Here is an 18,824-nt window from a genome sequence, read left to right as displayed (position 1 = left end):
TCCATTGAATTTACATACGTAGTATGCAAATTCAGGAGGTGTTTTTTTATCACTATTCAAATTTACTTCATGTTGAGAGGGAGTTTGAGTTATATAAGACGAACAGCAATATAACAAGAAAAAACGTCTTATAAAAAGACGTTTTTTGAATGGATTAAAGAACTATTTTAATGGAGGATGTTTTAGCATGCTTAATTCTTCAGCAGTTAACCTATTTCCACCCCAAGCTTTCTCTTTAATATAATCTGGGTCGTTAAGGTAAGCGGAGAAAGTTACTTTCCCATCTTGATAATGATATACATAGTGAATGTTTTCTTTTTCATCATTTACGTACGTAAACAAGTTATATCCGCCGCGTTTATAATCTTTTTTAAAATCAACGTATTTTAATTGCTTTTCTGTAATTCCTTGTTTGGATATATAGTTATAAATACTTTTTTTCGCTTGTTCTTTAGTAAATAAAATGTATACAGTAACTAAAACGATAGGAATTAGAATTGAGATTAATATAATCAATTTTTTGTTCAATCTTCCTTCCCTCCTAAATTTAACCATTAAAATGATTTATTAAGAAATTGAAAAAAGGAAAAGTCCCGATTTGTAACGGGACTTTTTCCTTTTTTATTATCACTTATTTTAATTTTTAAAAGATATTAAATACAGCGTTTAATTGAAGTAAGCTAATGATAGCTAAGAAGATTAAACTGTATTTCATTGCTGTTTTAAATAGGGCAGATTCTTTACCAACTAGTCCAACTGCTGCACAAGCAACTGCTACAGATTGTGGTGAAACCATTTTTGCCATTGTACCACCTACTACGTTTAATGCAACAAGAGTAGAAGGAACGATGTTTAATTGATCTGCAGTTACTGCTTGAAGCGGTGCGAATAATGAACCACTTGATACTACTGAACCTGTAATGAATACGCCAATCCATCCTAAGATTGGAGAAAGAATTGGGAATGCATTACCAGTAGAAGAGAATGCAAGTCCAAGTGTAGATGACATACCAGAGTAGTTTTCCACGTAAGCTAAAGCGATAACACTACAGATTGTATACACTGGAGCTTTTAGTTCTTTTATTGTTTCAACCATTAATTCTTTAACCATTTTACCTTTTACGCGGTACACGATAAGTGAAACGATAATTGCTAATACGATTGCAGTAGTTGTAGATGAGAATACATCAAATTTGAAAACCGCTGCGAAAGGTGTATCAGCTTTTGTAATTGGTGTAGTTTTCATAACAGCGTTATGAAGACCAGGGAATTGAATGTTAAATACTAGGTTTGCTAGTGCGCCATCCGGAGCAAATAAAGCTTTAATTGGTTTTAAATTAAAGATTGTTACAAATGCAGTTAAGAATACGAATGGAGACCAAGCATATAAAATTTGATTGAATGTATGAGATTCTTTTTCTTCTTGTTTTTCTTCTTTAGCAGAAGATTTTGGCTGCCAAACACGTAGGAATAATGCAAGAGAGATCATACTTACAACGGCTGCGAAAATATTAGTAAGTTCTGCACCTAAGAAGTAAGTTACAACGAACTGAGTAATTGCGAAAGAAATACCACTTACAAGAATACCTTGCCAAGTTTCTTTAATACCTTTAATTCCATCGACCATTGAAACAAGTAAGAAAGGTAATACAATACTAATGAATGGTAGAATAAGAACAGTTTGACGACCGATAGTTAATGCATCTAATTCAGTTAATTGTGCTGGTACTGTAACTGGGATACCCATAGCACCCATAGCACCACCAGCGATGTTTGCTACTAAACAAATACCTGCTGCTTTTAATGGATTAAAGCCCATACCTACAAGTAGTGCAGCTGTAATAGCAACTGGAACACCTAGACCAGCTGCGCCTTCTAAGAAAGCACCGAAAGAATAAGCAATTAATAATACTTGTAAACGTTGATCATTTGTAATACTTGAAATGCTATCACGAATGATGTTGAATTGTTCTGTTTTAACAGTTAATTTGTAAAGGAAAATTGCTGCGATAACGATAGTACAAATTGGGTAAAATCCGGATAAAATACCGAATCCGGCAGATGCTACAGCTACTGTTGCTGGCATTTTATAAACGAATATAGCAAGAATAATAGCGACAATCACACTATAAAGCCCAGCGATATAACTTTTCATTTTCAGTCCCATTAAACAAATGATGAAGCAAAAAATTGGAAGTGCTGCGATTAGAGCAGATAACCAAATATTGTTTAATGGGTCATAAATTTGTGTCCAAGTACTCATAATAATGACAACTCCTATCTATTTTATGTGAAGAAATTCACATTATTTGTGAAACTATTCACAATCAACTTACATGCTTAGTATATTCTCCTTCAACACTATTGTCAACGTAAAAAAGTATAATTATTCCATAATAGTGTTAAAAGAAATGCTTTGTTCATAAAGTAGACAAAAAGCCCACTCAAATCTATTTGAGTGGGTGAGATAAATGATTTACATATTCTTTTCTTATAGTTGTTTATACATTATTGATCCTACAGCTCTATAATAGAGACCGTCTTTGTATTAAATATAGAGCTGCAGAATGTACCGCTTGCCCTATTTGATCAAGTTAGGAGTGGGACAGGAAATGTATTTAATAGGAAGTATTCCATCATAGTTCAAGCGATTGAATATTAATTAAAAAGCAATAAGTTAAAATTTAATGTTATGATATCTCTTTTTACTGAAAATTCCTTTTAGCATAACAAAGAGGTTAAATATAACCCAAATACGTTACGATAGGTTATCAATTATAGACGGTATTTTACAATATCATTACTGCACATTGCAATGAGGTAAAAATATAACAAAAAGCCTGATAAAACAACGTTTGCAAGCAAAGTATTTGCAGCCCGTTATTTTGCTTTTTCGTTATATCGTATAGTATAATATTCAAAATCAGCAAGGAATTTTTCCTGAGTCCTTTGCTGGTTAAGGTGGAAAAAATTTTCAGCTTTATAGGTTGATAAAGTTATGTCGTAACAGGAAATATAAGAACAGATATATAAATAAATAAAAAGAAAATAAAAACGAAAATGAGGGGAACTTTATGAGCCAAAATCAATTCGAATGTCGTATTTCAGAAGAAGATGTACAAATGTTAAGAGCGTTAGCGCATCCGTTGCGTCTACGCCTAGTAATGGAACTAATGCAACGTGGAACATGTAACGTAACACAATTACAGGAAGTGTTAGAAATTCCGCAATCAACAGTTTCGCAACATTTAACGAAATTAAAACAAAATAAAGTAGTACGCTTTGAACGACGAGGACTGGAAGTGTATTATCAAATTCATAACGATAAAGTAAGTGAAGTAGTAAAAACATTATTTTCTTAAAATTTGAATATTATGGAAAAAGACGTGTGGGATCTACGTCTTTTTTTATTTGTTAGAAGGTGATATGAGAAAGAATGTTAATATGTAAGGAAAAAAGGCTAACCATTAAAATGTTGCTATATGGAATATATTCTAAAAGGAAAAGAAAAGATAGAAAGGAGTGTAATAAGTAAAAGGAGGGATAGTAGAATGGATGTAAAACGTGTGAAACAAATTTTATCTTCTTCAAGTAGAATCGACGTTACATATGAAGGTGTACCAGTATGGATTGAGAGCTGTGACGAGCAGAGTGGGGTTGCTCAAGTGTATGATGTATCTAATCCTGGAGAAAGCGTCCACGTGAACGTGACGGCTTTAGAGGAGAAGTAATAGAAAAGACGCTTCTAAATGTTTAGAAGCGTCTTTTTATTTCTTATTCCATCATATGTGCAATTTTCTTAGAGAACATAAGAAGTACTAATCCGAGTACGATTACGATAATACCGATACTTGCGAATACTTCTAAATATCCTAAAGATTGAGTGAAAGCAGCTAATTGTCCTGCTAATAAGTTTGCGAAGCCAGTACCAGCTAACCATACACCCATTAATAATGATGCTAATTTAACAGGAGCGATTGCACTTACCATAGATAATCCGATTGGTGATAAGAATAATTCACCAATTGTATGGAACATGTAAGTGAATACAATGAATAGTAAGTTTGCTTTCATTGTAATGTTACCTTCGTCGCTACCAGTTTTTAATACAGCTAAAGTTAGAACTAAATATCCAATCCCTAGTAAAATCATACCAAATGCCATTTTTGTTGGGATTTTTAAATCACCATTTTTTGTTTTCGAAAGTTTAATCCATAATGCAGAAACAGGTAATGCTAGTAAGATAATGAATAGTGGGTTTACAGATTGGAACCAAGGTGTTGGAATTGTAAATCCACCAATTGTACGATCCACAAACTTATCTGTGTAAAGTGTTAAAGAACTACCTGCTTGCTCAAATCCTGCCCAGAAGAATACTACGAAACAAGTTAAAATTAAAATTGCAGCAGTACGTTTTTTCTCTTGTGTTGTTAAAGGTTTTTTCTCGATTGCTTTTGCATTTTTTTCTTTAGATTTTTTCCCTACAACAGTTGTTCCGATAGACCCTAAGTAACGAGGTGCTAAGAAATTAAAGGCAAGCTGTCCAATAATCATACCGATACAAGCTGTTAAGAAACCGTATCTATAGTCTGCGAAGTAACCGCAAATGAATGGAGCGATAAGAGCACCTAAGTTAATTCCCATGTAGAAGATAGTGAAGGCACTATCACGACGAGAATCGTTTTCGCTATATAATTGACCTAATAAAGTCGAAATATTTGGTTTGAAGAATCCGTTACCAATAACTAATAATCCTAATCCTAAAAATAGTCCAGTTTTTGTGTTCATTGAGAATAGTACAAAGTTACCAATTGCCATGATGATACCACCAATAGTAATAGCATGGCGCTTCGTAATGAAATGGTCAGTTAACCAACCACCGATAATCGGTGTGAAGTATACTAACATTGTGAAAATACCGTAAATTTGAACTGCAACTGCTTTATCAAATCCTAAACCGCCGCTTACTAAGCTCGTTGTTAAATAAAGAACTAATAAGCCACGCATTCCGTAATAACTGAATCTTTCCCATGCTTCTGTAAAGAACAACAAGTATAACCCTGGTGGATGTTTTTTTGGTGATTGTTGCTCTCCAGCTTTGTCTAATTTTAAAGCTGCATCCATTTTTGTTTCCCCCTAATCCTGTATAACGGATATTTATGTAATCATTTTAATTTACAAAATATTTAGAAGTCAATAGAATTATATGGAAATAGAAAGAAAATTTCTAAAAAAGTTCTATTTTACTTCGACCGTTACTGTATTTTGCCCTGAAAACAAGATGATAAGCGTTTTCAAATGTAATAATTGAATTCTAAAAGAAAATAAAATAGTGATTAATCAGAAAATTTAGATTAAAATATTTATTCTGATATAGAGAAAATATATTCTATTTACTTTTATAATATAACATATTGGGAATAAAAATACAAAATGAAATAATGTGACATTTAAGTGAATTGAAAAATAACCAGCTCCATAGAAGGGGAGCTGGTTAGGGAAATACTATTTAATAAAGCGTTTTTCGATATCATCTAATAGTAGGTTAGCAGCCATTACACCGCCAGCAGTATTCCAAATCACATCGTCAACTTTGTATGCTTTATTATTTTTCACTGCATTTAAATTTTTAAATAGTGGATCATTGATATATTCTTTTTCTAATTCAGAGCCTTTTTTCTCATTTCCTTTATCGAATGTGAAGTAGAACAATACATCGCCATCCATTGCAGAAATACGTTCTTTAGATACGTTACGCTCTGCGAAGTCATCTTTATTTTGATCGCCAGGACGTTTAAATCCAAGTTCTTTTAAAATAACACCAGAGAATGTATCACCATGATAAATACGAACATCACCAGGCATGAAGCGAACCATAGAGATTTCTTGATTTACTTTATCACCTAGTTTGGCTTTTAAATCTTTCATACGTTTATCGTAATCAGCTAAAACCTTTTCGCCTTCTTTTTCTTTATTTAATGCTTTCGCATAAAACTTGAAGTTATCTTTCCATTCACCACGTAATGTTTCAGAGAACACAGTAGGTGCAATTGCTTTTAGTTGCTCGTACACTTTTTCGTGACGCATTTTGTTACCGATAATTAAGTCTGGTTTTAAAGAAGCGATTGTTTCTACGTTCACTTGTCCTTCATCACCAACAACCTTTACATCTTTCATTTTATCTTTAATATGTGGATACCATGGATCACCAGTCCAAGATTTTACAGCCCCAACTGGTTTAACACCTAATTCAAGTAAAGCTTCAGTACCTTCATTTGTTAAAATGACTACACGTTTTGGATTAGCAGGAACTTCTGTTTTACCCATTGCATGTTCCACAGGAATCATTTCTTTTTTCGTATCTTCTTTTGATTCTTCTTTCGTATTTGATTTTCCACAAGCACTTAAAAGTAGTGAAAAGGCTAATAAAAATACAAATACTGTAAACGATTTCTTTCGCATGAAATTCATTATGTACCCCCTACATAGTGAGAATTTTTTTCAATAGCAAGCATGATATTAAGCCTTTATCTTTAGATTGTCAATACATACGGTTGAAAATAATTCTCATTTCCGTTGACAATGAGAATTAAGTTGAAATACACTTACAACGTATCATTATACATTGAAGGGGAAACGCTGCATGTTATTAAAAACAAATCGAGCAAAATGGATTGGATTATTTGTTGGGATCATTGCAGTCATTACTTGTATTTGGGGCAGTATTATTTTCGGATATACAAATACGAGTTGGAAATTAGCGTTAGATGCTTTTTTCCATTTTAATGGGTCCAATGAACATATTATTATTCAAAATGTGCGTCTACCAAGGGCATTAATTGCAGCGAGTGTTGGTGCTAGTTTAGCCATTGCAGGTTGTCTTATGCAAACTTTAACGAAAAATCCACTTGCTTCTCCAGATTTTATTGGATTAAATTCAGGTGCTGCTTTCTTCATAGTTGTAGCAATTGTTATTTTTTCCGTGACATCATTATCAGCTTTCACGTGGATTGCCTTCTTAGGGGCAGCAATTGCAGCTGTACTTGTATTTGCTTCTAGCTCTTTAGGAAAAGAGGGGACAACGCCTCTTAAATTAACGTTAGCAGGAGTGGCAATTAGTGCGTTATTTTCATCATTAACACAAGGATTACTTGTTTTAAATGAAAAGGCGCTTGAAGAAGTATTATTTTGGCTTGCCGGATCTGTGCAAGGAAGAAAGTTAGAAATTTTACAATCAGTATTCCCGTATTTATTAATAGGCTGGATTGCATCTATTATGATGGCAGGGAAAGTAAATACATTGATGATGGGGGAAGACGTTGCAAAAGGACTTGGTCAAAGAACGATTTTAATGAAATCATTCGTACTACTTATTATTGTCCTGTTATCCGGTGGTTCAGTTGCGGTCGCAGGTCCTATTGGGTTTATTGGTATTGTTACCCCGCATTTTGCCAGATTTCTTGTTGGAGTAGATCATAGGTGGAGAGTACCGTATAGCGGCTTATTAGGTGCAATACTATTGATCTTAGCTGATATCGCAGCAAGATATGTCATTATGCCACAAGAAGTACCAGTAGGGGTTATGACAGCATTTATTGGTGCGCCGTTCTTTATTTATATTGCACGTAAGAGAGGGCTTAGCAAATGAAGAAGTATATTCCGTTTCGTATAGGAAAAGGCGGGCTCTCGTTTTTAATGTACAAACGAGCTTGTCTCGTCTTATTCAGTTTACTAGTTGTTTTAATAGGATTGTTTTTTGCGAGTGCAGGTATGGGAGACATGAAAATTGCTCCTTATGATGTATGGCAAGCGATTACTGGAAATGGCGATGCGATGTCCAATATGGTTGTAAATAAGTTTCGTATGCCGCGTATTTTAATTGCTATCCTTGTAGGAATCGCACTTGCTGTAGCAGGATGTATTTTACAAGGGCTCGTTCGAAATCCACTTGCTTCTCCGGATATCATCGGGATTACAGGTGGTGCAAGTGTTGCAGTGGTATTATTTTTAGCTATATTTAGTGATAAAAATAATGCGCTAACTGTAAGCATTCATTATATGCCGTTAGCAGCTTTTATTGGGGCAACGATTGTAGCACTTTTTGTATATTTATTTGCATGGAGAAATGACGGATTATCACCGATTAGTCTTGTTTTAATTGGTGTTGGTTTTTGGGCATTAACGAAAGCGGCAACGACTTTGTTTATGTTGTTAGCGCCAATTTACCAAGCGAGTCAAGCGAATGTATGGATTACAGGCACTGTTTACGGTTCTTCTTGGCAAAACGTCATGGTACTTGCGCCGTGGGTTCTCATTTTAACGGTAATATCATTTATAGCTGCTAGACATTTAAATGCGCAAGAGCTAGGGGATGATATTGCGGTAGGGCTTGGTGTTCCTTTAACAAAGTCACGCATATTTATGTTATTACTTAGTACAGCTTTAATTGGTGGAGCAGTTGCCTTTGCTGGTGGAATTGGATTTGTCGGTTTAATGGCACCTCATATTTCACGAAGACTAGTTGGTTCTTTATACGGTGCATTACTCCCGGTTGCGGCTATTGTCGGTGCAATTTTAGTACTTGCTGCAGATTTAATTGGGCGTACAGTTTTCACCCCACTTGAAATTCCAGCAGGGGTATTTACATCAGCAATTGGTGCACCTTATTTTATTTATTTACTTTATAAAAGTCGGAATTCATAAAGGAAGATGAATATGCAAAAAGCATTGGAGACGAAACGTTTGACGTTGTCTTACGGTGAAACAATTATTATTGATGAGTTGAATTTAGAAATTCCAAAAGGTGAAATTACCATCTTTATCGGTTCTAACGGTTGCGGGAAATCGACCTTATTACGTTCACTAGCTAGATTATTAAAACCAACAGCTGGTGACATTTTGTTAGATAGTCAAGCCATTCAAAATATGCAAACGAAGCAAATCGCTCGTCAAATGGCAATTTTACCGCAAGGACCGCAAGCGCCAGAAGGGCTTACAGTATTGCAACTTGTAAAGCAAGGACGTTATCCGTATCAAACATGGCTGAAGCAATGGTCAGAAAAAGATGAGGAAATGGTACAGAAAGCACTTGCAGCAACAGGTATGACAGAATTTGCTGAGCGTGATGTGCATGCTCTTTCAGGTGGACAACGACAACGTGCTTGGATTGCAATGACGCTTGCGCAAGATACAGATATTATTTTATTGGATGAGCCTACTACCTATTTAGATATGACTCACCAAATTGAAGTGCTAGATTTATTATTCGAATTAAATGAAACAGAACAAAGAACAATTGTTATGGTACTACACGATTTAAATTTGGCCTGCCGTTATGCAGACAATATTGTAGCCATTCAAGATAAACAAATATATGCACAAGGTAAGCCAGAAGAAGTAGTAGATGAGAAGCTAGTACGTGATGTATTCCGAATGGAATGTCAAATTAGTACGGATCCGTTATTTGGGACGCCACTTTGTATTCCGCATGGAAAAGGAAGACGTGTACGTAAAGAAGTTGCTCATGCAATGAGATAAAGAAAAAGACGATGAGGAAATCATCGTCTTTTTTATTTTCGGCAAGAGAATAAGAGAAAGAGGGGAATACGTAAACGACGTTCATATTCTTCCGCGCTTTGAAAATAAGTTTGATCTGGTGTAGCTTCTTTTAAATTTGTAATTGTAAATCCAGCCTGTTGTAATAGTGTAAAATATTCTTCCGTTGTACGATGATATTTAATAACTTCTTGATCAATCCAAGGTTCAACCCGTTTGCCTAGTTTAAAGTAATCATCGACAAGCCAACTCGTTCTTTTTCCGCTCGTTTGCAAGCTTTCAAATGAAGAGGTAATAATAGGGTGTTGAACGCTAAAAGTAAAGGTTCCATTTGTCTTTAAAGTTTCGTACACATTTTGAAAAATGATAGTAAGATGTTCGATATAATGTAAGGCGAGTCTAGATGTTACTAAATCAAAAGTAGAAGGAGGGTATGTGTAGTCTTTGAGGTTTAAAAAATGAACGGCGCCATTTTTGTTTTCTAGTTGTTTTTTAGCTTTTTCATACATAAGTTCGGAGCCTTCAATACCGGTGTAAGAGTGGCAGTCTTTTTCTAATAATTCCTTGCCAAATTTTGCGTCCCCACAGCCTAAATCGAGAATTTTCTTTCCTTTCACATCACCAATGAGTTGAAAGAAGGCTGGTTTTTCAAGTGATTCATTTGGGCTATTTTCTCGGTATCTTCGTTTCATATATTGTTCAAAAAACGCTTCGTTATTATATACATCAGATTCAGTAAATGCCATGATTGAAGCCACCTTACATATTTTTTTTATTCTACCAAATATGAAAAGTAAATGATAGATTTCTTGTAATGAATCATATATAATCTAGAATTGTAAGCGGTTACTTTAAACTATTTTTCTATAATAAATTCTGAAAACGTGTTAAGCTAGTAGAGGGATTATTAGAACTATTAAGACAATAATTCGCTTACATGAACGATGGGAGGCTTCACGATGTCTAGTAAAACACTTGCGAAATTTTTAGAAGAAAATTTAGAGGATTTAAAATCAAAGGGGCTTTATAACGTAATTGATCCGCTCGAAAGTTCAAATGGACCGATCATTACAATTGGCGGAAAAGAATATATTAACTTATCTTCAAACAACTATCTTGGATTAGCAACAGATAGCCGTTTGCAAGAAGCTGCAATTGGTGCAATTCATAAGTACGGCGTTGGAGCAGGAGCGGTTCGTACAATTAACGGTACTTTAGATTTGCATATTAAATTAGAAGAAACAATTGCAAAGTTTAAACATACAGAAGCAGCAATTGCTTATCAATCAGGATTTAATTGTAATATGGCAGCGATTTCAGCTGTTATGGATAAAAATGATGCGATTCTTTCAGACGAGTTAAACCATGCTTCTATTATTGATGGTAGTCGTCTATCAAAAGCAAAAATTATTGTTTATAAACATTCTGATATGGAAGATTTACGCCAAAAAGCAATCGCAGCGAAAGAATCAGGACTTTACAATAAATTAATGGTAATTACAGACGGTGTCTTTTCAATGGATGGAGATGTTGCAAAACTACCAGAAATTGTTGAGATTGCGGAAGAATTAGATTTAATGACATACGTAGATGATGCACACGGTTCAGGTGTACTTGGTAAAGGGGCAGGAACTGTAAAGCACTTTGGTCTGTCTGATAAAGTTGATTTCCAAATTGGTACATTATCAAAAGCAATTGGGGTAATTGGTGGATATGTAGCAGGGAAACAAAACTTAATTGACTGGTTAAAAGTTCGTTCACGTCCATTCTTATTCTCTACAGCATTAACACCAGCTGATGCTGCAGCTTGCATGAGATCAATTGAAATCTTAATGGAAAGCACAGAGTTGCACGATCGTTTATGGGAAAATGGTCGCTATTTAAAACAAGGGTTAAAAGAACTTGGCTTTAACATCGGAGAAAGTGAAACGCCAATTACACCTTGTATTATTGGTGACGAAGTATTAACACAAGAATTTAGTAAACGTCTAAATGAAGAAGGCGTATATGCAAAATCTATCGTGTTCCCAACTGTAGCTAAAGGAACAGGACGTGTTCGTAATATGCCAACAGCAGCTCATACGAAAGAAATGTTAGATGAAGCAATTCGTAAGTATGAAAAAGTAGGGAAAGAAATGGGCATCATTTAAGTAACGACATCTTTTGAATAGCTTGCAAATGAGGAGTGGGGAAAATGAAAAAAATTCTAGTAACCGGTTCTTTAGGGCAAATTGGTTCTGAACTAGTAATGAAACTTCGTGATGTATACGGCGCATCAAATGTTATTGCAACAGATATTCGTGAAACAGATAGTGAAGTAGTAACGTCTGGTCCATTTGAAACGTTAGATGTAACAGATGGACAAAAACTACATGATATCGCAAAGCGCAATGAAGTAGATACAATTATTCATTTAGCAGCTTTACTTTCAGCAACAGCAGAAAAAAATCCGTTATTTGCATGGAATTTAAATATGGGCGGACTTGTAAATGCATTAGAAGCAGCTCGTGAATTAAACTGTAAGTTTTTCACGCCAAGTTCTATCGGTGCATTCGGTCCATCAACACCGAAAGATAATACACCACAAGATACAATTCAACGTCCTACTACGATGTATGGGGTAAACAAAGTAGCAGGGGAATTATTATGTGATTATTATCATCAAAAATTTGGCGTTGATACGCGCGGTGTCCGTTTCCCAGGTTTAATTTCTTACGTAGCTCCTCCAGGAGGCGGAACAACTGATTATGCAGTTGAAATTTATTATGAGGCGATTAAAAAAGGCACATACACCTCATACATTGCAGAAGGAACATACATGGATATGATGTACATGCCAGATGCTTTACAAGCGATCATTTCATTAATGGAAGCTGATCCAAGTAAGTTAGTGCATAGAAATGCATTTAATATTACAGCAATGAGCTTTGAGCCAGAGCAAATCGCAGCATCAATTCGTAAACACATTCCGACGTTTACAATGGACTACGCTGTAGATCCAGCTCGTCAAACAATCGCTGATAGTTGGCCAAACTCTATTGATGCAACAGCAGCAATGAAAGAGTGGGGCTTTAAAGCAGAATACGATTTAGACAAAATGACAACGGACATGTTGGCTAAGTTAAAAAAAAAGCTCACAGCTGAGTTAGTGATGAATTAATAGGAAGGGTCGATTCTTAGGAATCGACTCTTTTTATTTGTATTTTAGGAATATACAAATAATTACAAGTGTGATAGAATGAGTTAATTTGTGTGTAAAGGGGAGACAGGAAATGGAGAAATGGGAGTTAGCAAAAGAAATTTATAATACGTCACGTTTAACGGGAACGTTTAAGCTTCGATCAGGACAAGTATCAAATCAATACTTTGATAAGTACTTATTTGAATCTAATCCAGCATTGTTAGTAGAAATTGCTAAGCAATTGAAAGAGCTCATTCCTCCTGAGACAGAAGTGCTCGCAGGCTTAGAGATGGGAGGAATTCCAGTAGCAACAGCATTATCTTTACAAACGGGTATACCAGTTGTATTTGTAAGAAAAGAAGCGAAGAAGTACGGTACATGTAAGTTAGCAGAAGGCGTTAATATTACTGAGAAAAATGTTTGTGTTGTTGAAGATGTTATTACGACAGGTGGTCAAATATTATTAAGCACGAAAGATTTAAGAGAACTAGGTGCGAAGGTACATCATGTTTTAGGCGTAATTGAACGAACAAAAGAGGGAAGAGAAAACTTATTAGAAGATGGCTTACAGCTACATTCTTTATTTACAATGGATGAGTTAATTGAAGGAGAAAAGGAACATGCAAAGGGTTGATGTCGTATACGCACTAATACATGACGAAGAAACAGATAAAATATTAATGGTACATAATGTAGAACAAAATGTTTGGTCATTGCCGGGTGGGGCTGTTGAAAAGGGTGAAACGTTAGAGGAAGCTTTAGTAAGGGAAGTAAAAGAAGAGACAGGGTTAACTGCTGTGGCAGGTGGACTTGTTGCGATTAATGAAAAATTCTTTGAAGAGCCAGGGAATCATGCGCTATTATTTACATTTCGAGCGCATGTAGTAAAAGGTGAACTTGTTGCAGCAGATGAAGGAGAAATTTCCGCAATGGAGTGGGTGGACAGAGCAATTGCAAATGAACGATTCCCATTCTACGATGGAGGATTCGATTCATTATTAGAAGTAGCCATTCCATATAAGTTTCAACCAGAAACAAAGTGATTGAATAGAAAAAAACAGGAGCGCAAAGCTCCTGTTTTTCTATTCAATCGTCTTCAGTAATAACTTTTTCAATAGTGGTTTAATCTTCAGACGTAAATCTTCAGCGTGATTTGCAACTAAGAAGTGATGGTTATAAATGTTCTTCATTAATTGATAAGTTGCTTCTTTCGCTTCGCCTTCTTCGATGAAAATTCCGATTACTTCCATACCACTTTTACGAGCAAGTTTGACAGCTTCATGCGTATCTAAAATACCGTCTTGTTGGTAGTCTAGCGCAGAAGGTTCACCGTCTGTGAAGACAAGTAAGAATTTATGTTTTTCTGGTCTTTTTGCAAGCTTTTCAGAAACGATCCGAATGATATATCCGTCGCGGTTATCTTCTTCTTCGCGAAGCTGCATAATTTCTGGACCAACGTTTGGTAACGTTGAGTTTTTATACGTTACAACTTCATGGATAACGTTCGGCTTATCTTCAGGTTTAGCACTAGAAGCATCTTCCCAAAATCCGCTAATAGCGTGCGGGATTTTTAAAGATTTTAACGCTTCATGGAATAGGACCACACTCTTTTTCGTTTCTTCCATTTTGTTATACATAGAACCAGAGCAGTCTACTAATAGTTGGAATGCAACGTCGAGCTCTTGTGATTCTTGCCCTTTTTTATAAAACATGCGAGGCTGCTTTTCAGTATAAATACGAAGGAATTTCTTACGAAGTCTTCCGTAATATTTATCACTATTTGCATTCGTTTTATTTTCAATCGTTTTTTCGATAATTTTCTTTAATTCTTTTACATCTTTATTAACGACTGATTTGATAGCTTGGTAATCCTTTTTCTCATCAGGATTTGGTTTACGTGCTTCTTTAAATGTATGAGAAGCGCCAGTGTTATATTTACCATATGCACCATCATTTTGACTAGAAGCGTGAGAAGCTCTTGCTTCTTTTGTGTCAGCACCATCAAAGTTAGATTGTGTACTTTTTTGAGAAGTACCTTGTACAGAGCCAAGTGCTTGGTCGCCATCTTCTGATTCGCGAGCAGTGTCACCCATCATATTTGTTTTTGTTCCGCTTTCTAATTCAAAGCGTAAAAAGTTCTCGTTTTCATTGTTTTTATTTTCACGGTGCCATGTTGAGAAGCTTTCATCCATTTTGTTTTTATTTTCATCGTCATCTATGAGCTGCGTATCATCGTTTGCTAAATCTTCGACGCGACAGTTTTTTTCATCTGCAATGACAGATAAATAAAGCGGTGCATGCCCGAAATAGTTGTTCAGCATATCACTTTCAAGAAGCTCCTCTAAGCGATAGCGAATTTTCTCAACGATATACATAATATCTTCCGTATTACGAGCTTGGAATGTTTCATGCAAAATAGCTTCAATTTGCTCGAAATATTCATTATTAAACATTTCATATTTATCGCTCGTTAATGAAAGATAGCATAGACAAAATAGACGATCACCGTGATAGTTACGAACACGATTGATTTCATTTTGTGAGCTAAAGTAATTGCGATACATTTCTTTTCTTCTTTTAAAAACATGCTTTGTGCCAGGGCGTAAGTTTTTTACGATTTCCTCAACACGTAAATCTTCTAATAGAACAAATAATTGTGTTAAAAACTTTTTTAAGGGTGATTCTTGCAATTCAATTGCATAAGAACGAATTAAAGTCATGTCCGAGTAATGTTTATTACCAAGTGCTTTTAAAAACACTTCGCTTTTTAATCCGATTACTGTATCCTCTTCTTTTCGATCATCCCAAAAGTGACTAATGACAACCTTTTTTTCAATTTCGTCGTAGTATGCTTTATAGCCATACTCAAGGTAGGCATCATCTTCTTTGAGAAGGGCATACATTAAGTTTTCCATTTGTAGAAACAGCGACGCATCAATTTTTTTGTCACTAAAAATTTGTCTCATGAATTATCCCTCAAAGAAATAACTTTCTGCTAATTCACGGACAGTCATTTGTTCTGTTTCATCGTTTAATTTTGCGATAATACTACGTTCAATTGCACGCATAACGGGAATATATACACCTAAATCACATGCATCAATAATGCCACGAATACTTGCTGCTTCTTCACTTACGCGGCCATCACGAGCTAAAGGCATAAGATCGCTTGCAAATGCAACGAACTTTTCAATTGTTGCAGTGTCTTTTAGTTTTGATTCTGCTAATAATAGTTCTTTTAATGTATCACCTTGGATGTAGGGAACTTCAATAATAACGAAACGGTTTTTTAACGCTTCGTTTAGTTCACTTGTTCCAACGTAGCCTTCATTAATTGCTGCGATTACACGATACTCATCATCACCGTATACAACTTCTTGTGTAAACGGGTTTGTAATCATTTTACGGTAATCTAATGCACCGTGAAGAAGTGGTAACGTTTCAGGTTTTGCCATATTGATTTCATCAATATATAGGAAATGACCGTTCTTCATTGCTTTCATAAGAGGACCGTTAACGAATGTAACTTCAGATGCGCCATCTTTCGTTTGTAGTGTGTTGTATCCTAAAATACCTTCTACATCTAAATCGACAGAACAGTTAATGCTATGCATTGGTTTTTGGAATAAAGAAGAAAGAGTTTCAGCTAGTACGGTTTTACCACTACCAGTCGGCCCTTTTAATAGAATATTTTTGCCAAGAAGAAGTGCTGTAATGGCATCTTCGATAATGCTATTATCAGATGCTTTATATACTTTTGTACCGATTAAATGTGCATTTTCACCAGCTTCTTGTTTATTCTTTTCGTGAATTGTAGAAAGTTGCTGTTTTAAATCAGCATGTATATGAAATTGTTCTAACATGTATGTCCCACCTAACATTATTTTCATAAAGTAATACATCTTATGATAACTTGTTTTAATATGGTATGCAAAGAAAAGGAGAGGGGACAAATATAAAAGAAAAAGCAATCAATAGTACATTGATTGCTTATAGTAAAGGAGAAATGAGCCTCATAAAAGACTCTAATATTCGTTTTTTGATACTTCTCTTTTGGAAAGCGTTCCATTTAATTTCAGTAGAATGCTTAAAGTCATCTTCAAAATCACGTTTAATATCATGAACAGTTTCTGATTCATACAGTACGCTAATAATTTCGTAATTCAATTCAAAGCTGCGTACGTCCATATTTGCTGTTCCGATTGTTGCAATTTTATCATCAACAAGTACAATTTTTGCATGCATAAAGCCATCTTTATAACTATAAATGGAGGCACCAGCTTTTAAAAGTGGAGTGAAGTAGGACTGAGATGCTTGGTCACTAATAATACTATCACTTTTACCAGGATATAAAATGCGTACATCTATGCCAGATATTGCACTTAAACGTAATAATGTTAAAGTTTCTTGATCTGGAATAAAGTATGGTGTAGCAATCCAAATAGATTTTTTTGCCGAGCCCATAACAGCTAATAATGTATTGCGAATGCTCTTATCATCTGAGCTTGGCCCGCTTGCTACAATTTGCACGGCACCTTCTGCACTTGAAATTTCTTTACCTGGGAAGTATTGTCTATTCATAAATTGATCCCAAGAATAGGTTTTCAAACCACTAGATGCATAGAGCCAGTCCTCTAGAAAAATTGCTTGTAATTTATATAACGCTTTTCCTTCGATTTTTAAATGACTATCACGCCAAACGGGAAACTTTTTTGAACGGCCAAGATATTCATCACCGACGTTAAGTCCTCCAGTAAAACCGATTTCTCCATCTACAATGACGATTTTACGGTGGTTACGATAATTGACGGTTTCAAGTAACCAAGCTGAAAAAATAGGGTCAAATTCAACAATTTCAATCCCAGCTTCTTTCATAGGTTTTAAAAAGCGTCTTCTTAACGTATTACTTCCTAATCCATCATAAAGGAAGCGTACAATAACACCAGCTTTTGCTTTGTTTATTAAAGCATCCCGAACTTTTGTACCAATCTCATCAGATTTATAAATATAGTATTGAATATGTATATGATGTTTTGCTTGCTCGATCGCTTGCAAAATTGCTGAAAATGTTTGATCTCCGTTTGTTAAAAGTTTTGTAGTTGTTCTATCTGCGGCAGGCCCGCCTCCAAATTTTTGTACAACTTCTGTTAAATGGGTAGAGCGTTCACTTAATGGGACTTTGAGTGATAACTCTAGTCGTTTTCCTTCTAATATTTCACGGAATAATTTTCTTTGTTCTTCTGAACGATGGAGATGCTTTTTTCTTCTCCAACGGCTACGCCCGAAAATAGAGTATAAAAGTACACCTACAACGGGAAGAAGTGCTAATACTAAAAACCACGCTAAGGTACTTTGCGGAGACCTATTTTCGATAAAAATAACGAATGAAATTCCTACAATTGTGATGGACCAGAGAACGCCGACAAATGTATATAACGAAATATACGATGTATTTAATAGGAAAAGAACGATAGATACAATTGTAAATATTAATAGTAATTGGACAATAGGTTTCTTCATTTCTATATAATTCCTCTAATCTTTCTTCAATATAGACTTCCTAAATAGCGGATGTAATGTGACATTTTTATCCCACTTTAATGGGCAGTAAGCCCCCCACTGATTAAAGTTTCACTTTATTATAAAGTGTTTTCTGTTTTTTACAAAATGTAGGTATTTCCCCCATACTTTCCGCATTTGTCCTACATACAGTGTATTGTTACGTTTTTAAAGAGAAAAGGAAGGTGAATAAAATGTATGGTCGTCCAATTGGAGGATTTGGTCACGGAGGTTTTCATGGTGGTTTTGGACATTCACCATTTTTTGGTGGAGGTTTCTTTCCAGGGTTTGTAGCAGGAGCATTACTCAGCCCTGGATTTGGTTATGGCGGATATGGTTATCCGTATTACTCGGATTATTCTTATTATACAGGTTACCAACAAGATCCATATTATTCTTACAATACCTATTAAGATGAGAAAATGGAAAAGGAGAGGGGAAATATGAATTATATAGAAAATAACGGATTGTATTATCGTAATCATCATCATGGAGGGCACCATCATAACGGCGGACATCACCACCATGG

At 35.2% G+C, this 18,824-nt stretch carries 18 protein-coding genes and 1 pseudogene; 11 read left to right on the top strand and 8 right to left on the bottom strand.

Features of this window, described 5'->3' with window-relative positions:
• Positions 1 to 162 precede the first annotated feature (162 nt).
• Together BAQ46_RS14110 and BAQ46_RS14105 are read right to left on the bottom strand one after the other, a co-directional pair.
• The gene (locus BAQ46_RS14110) at positions 163 to 528 is read right to left on the bottom strand and encodes a DUF3139 domain-containing protein (protein ID WP_001035535.1); all 366 of its coding nucleotides are present in this window, start codon (positions 526 to 528) and stop codon (positions 163 to 165) included.
• Positions 529 to 643: 115 nt separating this feature from the next.
• A complete protein-coding gene (locus BAQ46_RS14105; protein WP_016716437.1) occupies positions 644 to 2,263 on the bottom strand; it encodes an L-lactate permease in 1,620 nt (539 codons plus the stop codon).
• Positions 2,264 to 3,074: 811 nt separating this feature from the next.
• Between BAQ46_RS14105 and BAQ46_RS14100 the strand changes: the two genes are divergently transcribed.
• Positions 3,075 to 3,362, top strand: a complete 288-nt coding sequence (locus BAQ46_RS14100) for an ArsR/SmtB family transcription factor (protein ID WP_000081429.1) — start codon at positions 3,075 to 3,077, stop codon at positions 3,360 to 3,362.
• 189 nt (positions 3,363 to 3,551) lie between these two features.
• On the top strand, positions 3,552 to 3,731 hold the full coding sequence (locus tag BAQ46_RS14095) for an acid-soluble spore protein H (protein WP_000382683.1): 180 nt from the start codon (positions 3,552 to 3,554) through the stop codon (positions 3,729 to 3,731).
• Between the two features lie 43 nt (positions 3,732 to 3,774).
• Here the strand turns inward: BAQ46_RS14095 and BAQ46_RS14090 are convergent, their stop codons facing one another.
• Positions 3,775 to 5,124, bottom strand: coding sequence for a peptide MFS transporter (locus BAQ46_RS14090; protein WP_000338308.1), 1,350 nt, complete (start codon positions 5,122 to 5,124; stop codon positions 3,775 to 3,777).
• Between the two features lie 381 nt (positions 5,125 to 5,505).
• Positions 5,506 to 6,471 carry an ABC transporter substrate-binding protein gene (locus tag BAQ46_RS14085; protein WP_071742053.1) on the bottom strand — a complete coding sequence of 322 codons (966 nt, stop codon included), beginning with the start codon at positions 6,469 to 6,471 and terminating at the stop codon, positions 5,506 to 5,508.
• A gap of 172 nt (positions 6,472 to 6,643) precedes the next feature.
• Here BAQ46_RS14085 and BAQ46_RS14080 point away from each other — a divergent pair, with 172 nt between their 5' ends.
• From BAQ46_RS14080 to BAQ46_RS14070, 3 genes are read left to right on the top strand one after another with little or no spacing between them, the layout of a single operon-like run.
• Entirely contained in the window at positions 6,644 to 7,648 is a 1,005-nt protein-coding gene (locus BAQ46_RS14080) for a FecCD family ABC transporter permease (RefSeq protein ID WP_000925216.1), read from the top strand.
• The gene (locus tag BAQ46_RS14075; protein WP_000760066.1) at positions 7,645 to 8,703 is read left to right on the top strand and encodes a FecCD family ABC transporter permease; all 1,059 of its coding nucleotides are present in this window, start codon (positions 7,645 to 7,647) and stop codon (positions 8,701 to 8,703) included. Before BAQ46_RS14080 ends, BAQ46_RS14075 begins: the two co-directional genes overlap by 4 nt.
• A gap of 12 nt (positions 8,704 to 8,715) precedes the next feature.
• On the top strand, positions 8,716 to 9,537 hold the full coding sequence (locus BAQ46_RS14070) for an ABC transporter ATP-binding protein (protein ID WP_001167951.1): 822 nt from the start codon (positions 8,716 to 8,718) through the stop codon (positions 9,535 to 9,537).
• Positions 9,538 to 9,569: 32 nt separating this feature from the next.
• Here BAQ46_RS14070 and BAQ46_RS14065 read toward each other — a convergent pair whose 3' ends face one another.
• Positions 9,570 to 10,301 carry a class I SAM-dependent DNA methyltransferase gene (locus BAQ46_RS14065; RefSeq protein ID WP_000885946.1) on the bottom strand — a complete coding sequence of 244 codons (732 nt, stop codon included), beginning with the start codon at positions 10,299 to 10,301 and terminating at the stop codon, positions 9,570 to 9,572.
• 213 nt (positions 10,302 to 10,514) lie between these two features.
• On the opposite strand from BAQ46_RS14065, the gene BAQ46_RS14060 reads away from it, so the two are divergent.
• The 4 genes from BAQ46_RS14060 (at position 10,515) to BAQ46_RS14045 (ending at position 13,779) form a co-directional block, all read left to right on the top strand.
• A complete protein-coding gene (locus BAQ46_RS14060; RefSeq protein WP_000095906.1) occupies positions 10,515 to 11,705 on the top strand; it encodes a glycine C-acetyltransferase in 1,191 nt (396 codons plus the stop codon).
• Between the two features lie 44 nt (positions 11,706 to 11,749).
• The gene (locus BAQ46_RS14055) at positions 11,750 to 12,715 is read left to right on the top strand and encodes an L-threonine 3-dehydrogenase (protein WP_000723139.1); all 966 of its coding nucleotides are present in this window, start codon (positions 11,750 to 11,752) and stop codon (positions 12,713 to 12,715) included.
• 112 nt (positions 12,716 to 12,827) lie between these two features.
• A complete protein-coding gene (pyrE, locus tag BAQ46_RS14050) occupies positions 12,828 to 13,370 on the top strand; it encodes an orotate phosphoribosyltransferase (RefSeq protein ID WP_000417029.1) in 543 nt (180 codons plus the stop codon).
• Positions 13,357 to 13,779, top strand: coding sequence for an NUDIX hydrolase (locus BAQ46_RS14045; protein WP_001189954.1), 423 nt, complete (start codon positions 13,357 to 13,359; stop codon positions 13,777 to 13,779). Before pyrE ends, BAQ46_RS14045 begins: the two co-directional genes overlap by 14 nt.
• A 39-nt stretch (positions 13,780 to 13,818) precedes the next feature.
• Here the strand turns inward: BAQ46_RS14045 and BAQ46_RS14040 are convergent, their stop codons facing one another.
• From BAQ46_RS14040 to BAQ46_RS14030, 3 genes are all read right to left on the bottom strand, one after another.
• Entirely contained in the window at positions 13,819 to 15,702 is a 1,884-nt protein-coding gene (locus BAQ46_RS14040) for a vWA domain-containing protein (protein ID WP_001248871.1), read from the bottom strand.
• A gap of 3 nt (positions 15,703 to 15,705) precedes the next feature.
• Positions 15,706 to 16,599 carry an ATP-binding protein gene (locus BAQ46_RS14035; protein ID WP_048558065.1) on the bottom strand — a complete coding sequence of 298 codons (894 nt, stop codon included), beginning with the start codon at positions 16,597 to 16,599 and terminating at the stop codon, positions 15,706 to 15,708.
• Between the two features lie 127 nt (positions 16,600 to 16,726).
• On the bottom strand, positions 16,727 to 18,256 hold the full coding sequence (locus tag BAQ46_RS14030; RefSeq protein ID WP_000743044.1) for a cardiolipin synthase: 1,530 nt from the start codon (positions 18,254 to 18,256) through the stop codon (positions 16,727 to 16,729).
• A gap of 233 nt (positions 18,257 to 18,489) precedes the next feature.
• Here BAQ46_RS14030 and BAQ46_RS14025 point away from each other — a divergent pair, with 233 nt between their 5' ends.
• The gene (locus BAQ46_RS14025) at positions 18,490 to 18,708 is read left to right on the top strand and encodes a hypothetical protein (protein WP_000274348.1); all 219 of its coding nucleotides are present in this window, start codon (positions 18,490 to 18,492) and stop codon (positions 18,706 to 18,708) included.
• Positions 18,709 to 18,738: 30 nt separating this feature from the next.
• Positions 18,739 to 18,824: pseudogene (locus BAQ46_RS14020) on the top strand (cobalt transporter); the annotation flags it as partial.

It is taken from the genome of Bacillus paranthracis (genome assembly GCF_001883995.1).
GTDB classification, from domain to species: domain Bacteria; phylum Bacillota; class Bacilli; order Bacillales; family Bacillaceae_G; genus Bacillus_A; species Bacillus_A paranthracis.
This window is presented reverse-complemented; position numbering and strand designations above follow the sequence as displayed.

Excerpts from the sequence above, each read along its gene's own strand:
- BAQ46_RS14035 (WP_048558065.1), bottom strand. The coding sequence starts at position 16,599 with ATGTTAGAACAATTTCATATACATGCTGATTTAAAACAGCAACTTTCT.
- BAQ46_RS14100 (WP_000081429.1), top strand. The coding sequence starts at position 3,075 with ATGAGCCAAAATCAATTCGAATGTCGTATTTCAGAAGAAGATGTACAA.
- BAQ46_RS14040 (WP_001248871.1), bottom strand. The coding sequence starts at position 15,702 with ATGAGACAAATTTTTAGTGACAAAAAAATTGATGCGTCGCTGTTTCTA.
- BAQ46_RS14045 (WP_001189954.1), top strand. The coding sequence starts at position 13,357 with ATGCAAAGGGTTGATGTCGTATACGCACTAATACATGACGAAGAAACA.
- BAQ46_RS14080 (WP_000925216.1), top strand. The coding sequence starts at position 6,644 with ATGTTATTAAAAACAAATCGAGCAAAATGGATTGGATTATTTGTTGGG.
- BAQ46_RS14065 (WP_000885946.1), bottom strand. The coding sequence starts at position 10,301 with ATGGCATTTACTGAATCTGATGTATATAATAACGAAGCGTTTTTTGAA.
- BAQ46_RS14070 (WP_001167951.1), top strand. The coding sequence starts at position 8,716 with ATGCAAAAAGCATTGGAGACGAAACGTTTGACGTTGTCTTACGGTGAA.
- BAQ46_RS14060 (WP_000095906.1), top strand. The coding sequence starts at position 10,515 with ATGTCTAGTAAAACACTTGCGAAATTTTTAGAAGAAAATTTAGAGGAT.
- BAQ46_RS14095 (WP_000382683.1), top strand. The coding sequence starts at position 3,552 with ATGGATGTAAAACGTGTGAAACAAATTTTATCTTCTTCAAGTAGAATC.
- BAQ46_RS14105 (WP_016716437.1), bottom strand. The coding sequence starts at position 2,263 with ATGAGTACTTGGACACAAATTTATGACCCATTAAACAATATTTGGTTA.
- BAQ46_RS14075 (WP_000760066.1), top strand. The coding sequence starts at position 7,645 with ATGAAGAAGTATATTCCGTTTCGTATAGGAAAAGGCGGGCTCTCGTTT.
- BAQ46_RS14090 (WP_000338308.1), bottom strand. The coding sequence starts at position 5,124 with ATGGATGCAGCTTTAAAATTAGACAAAGCTGGAGAGCAACAATCACCA.
- pyrE (WP_000417029.1), top strand. The coding sequence starts at position 12,828 with ATGGAGAAATGGGAGTTAGCAAAAGAAATTTATAATACGTCACGTTTA.
- BAQ46_RS14055 (WP_000723139.1), top strand. The coding sequence starts at position 11,750 with ATGAAAAAAATTCTAGTAACCGGTTCTTTAGGGCAAATTGGTTCTGAA.
- BAQ46_RS14085 (WP_071742053.1), bottom strand. The coding sequence starts at position 6,471 with ATGAATTTCATGCGAAAGAAATCGTTTACAGTATTTGTATTTTTATTA.
- BAQ46_RS14025 (WP_000274348.1), top strand. The coding sequence starts at position 18,490 with ATGTATGGTCGTCCAATTGGAGGATTTGGTCACGGAGGTTTTCATGGT.
- BAQ46_RS14030 (WP_000743044.1), bottom strand. The coding sequence starts at position 18,256 with ATGAAGAAACCTATTGTCCAATTACTATTAATATTTACAATTGTATCT.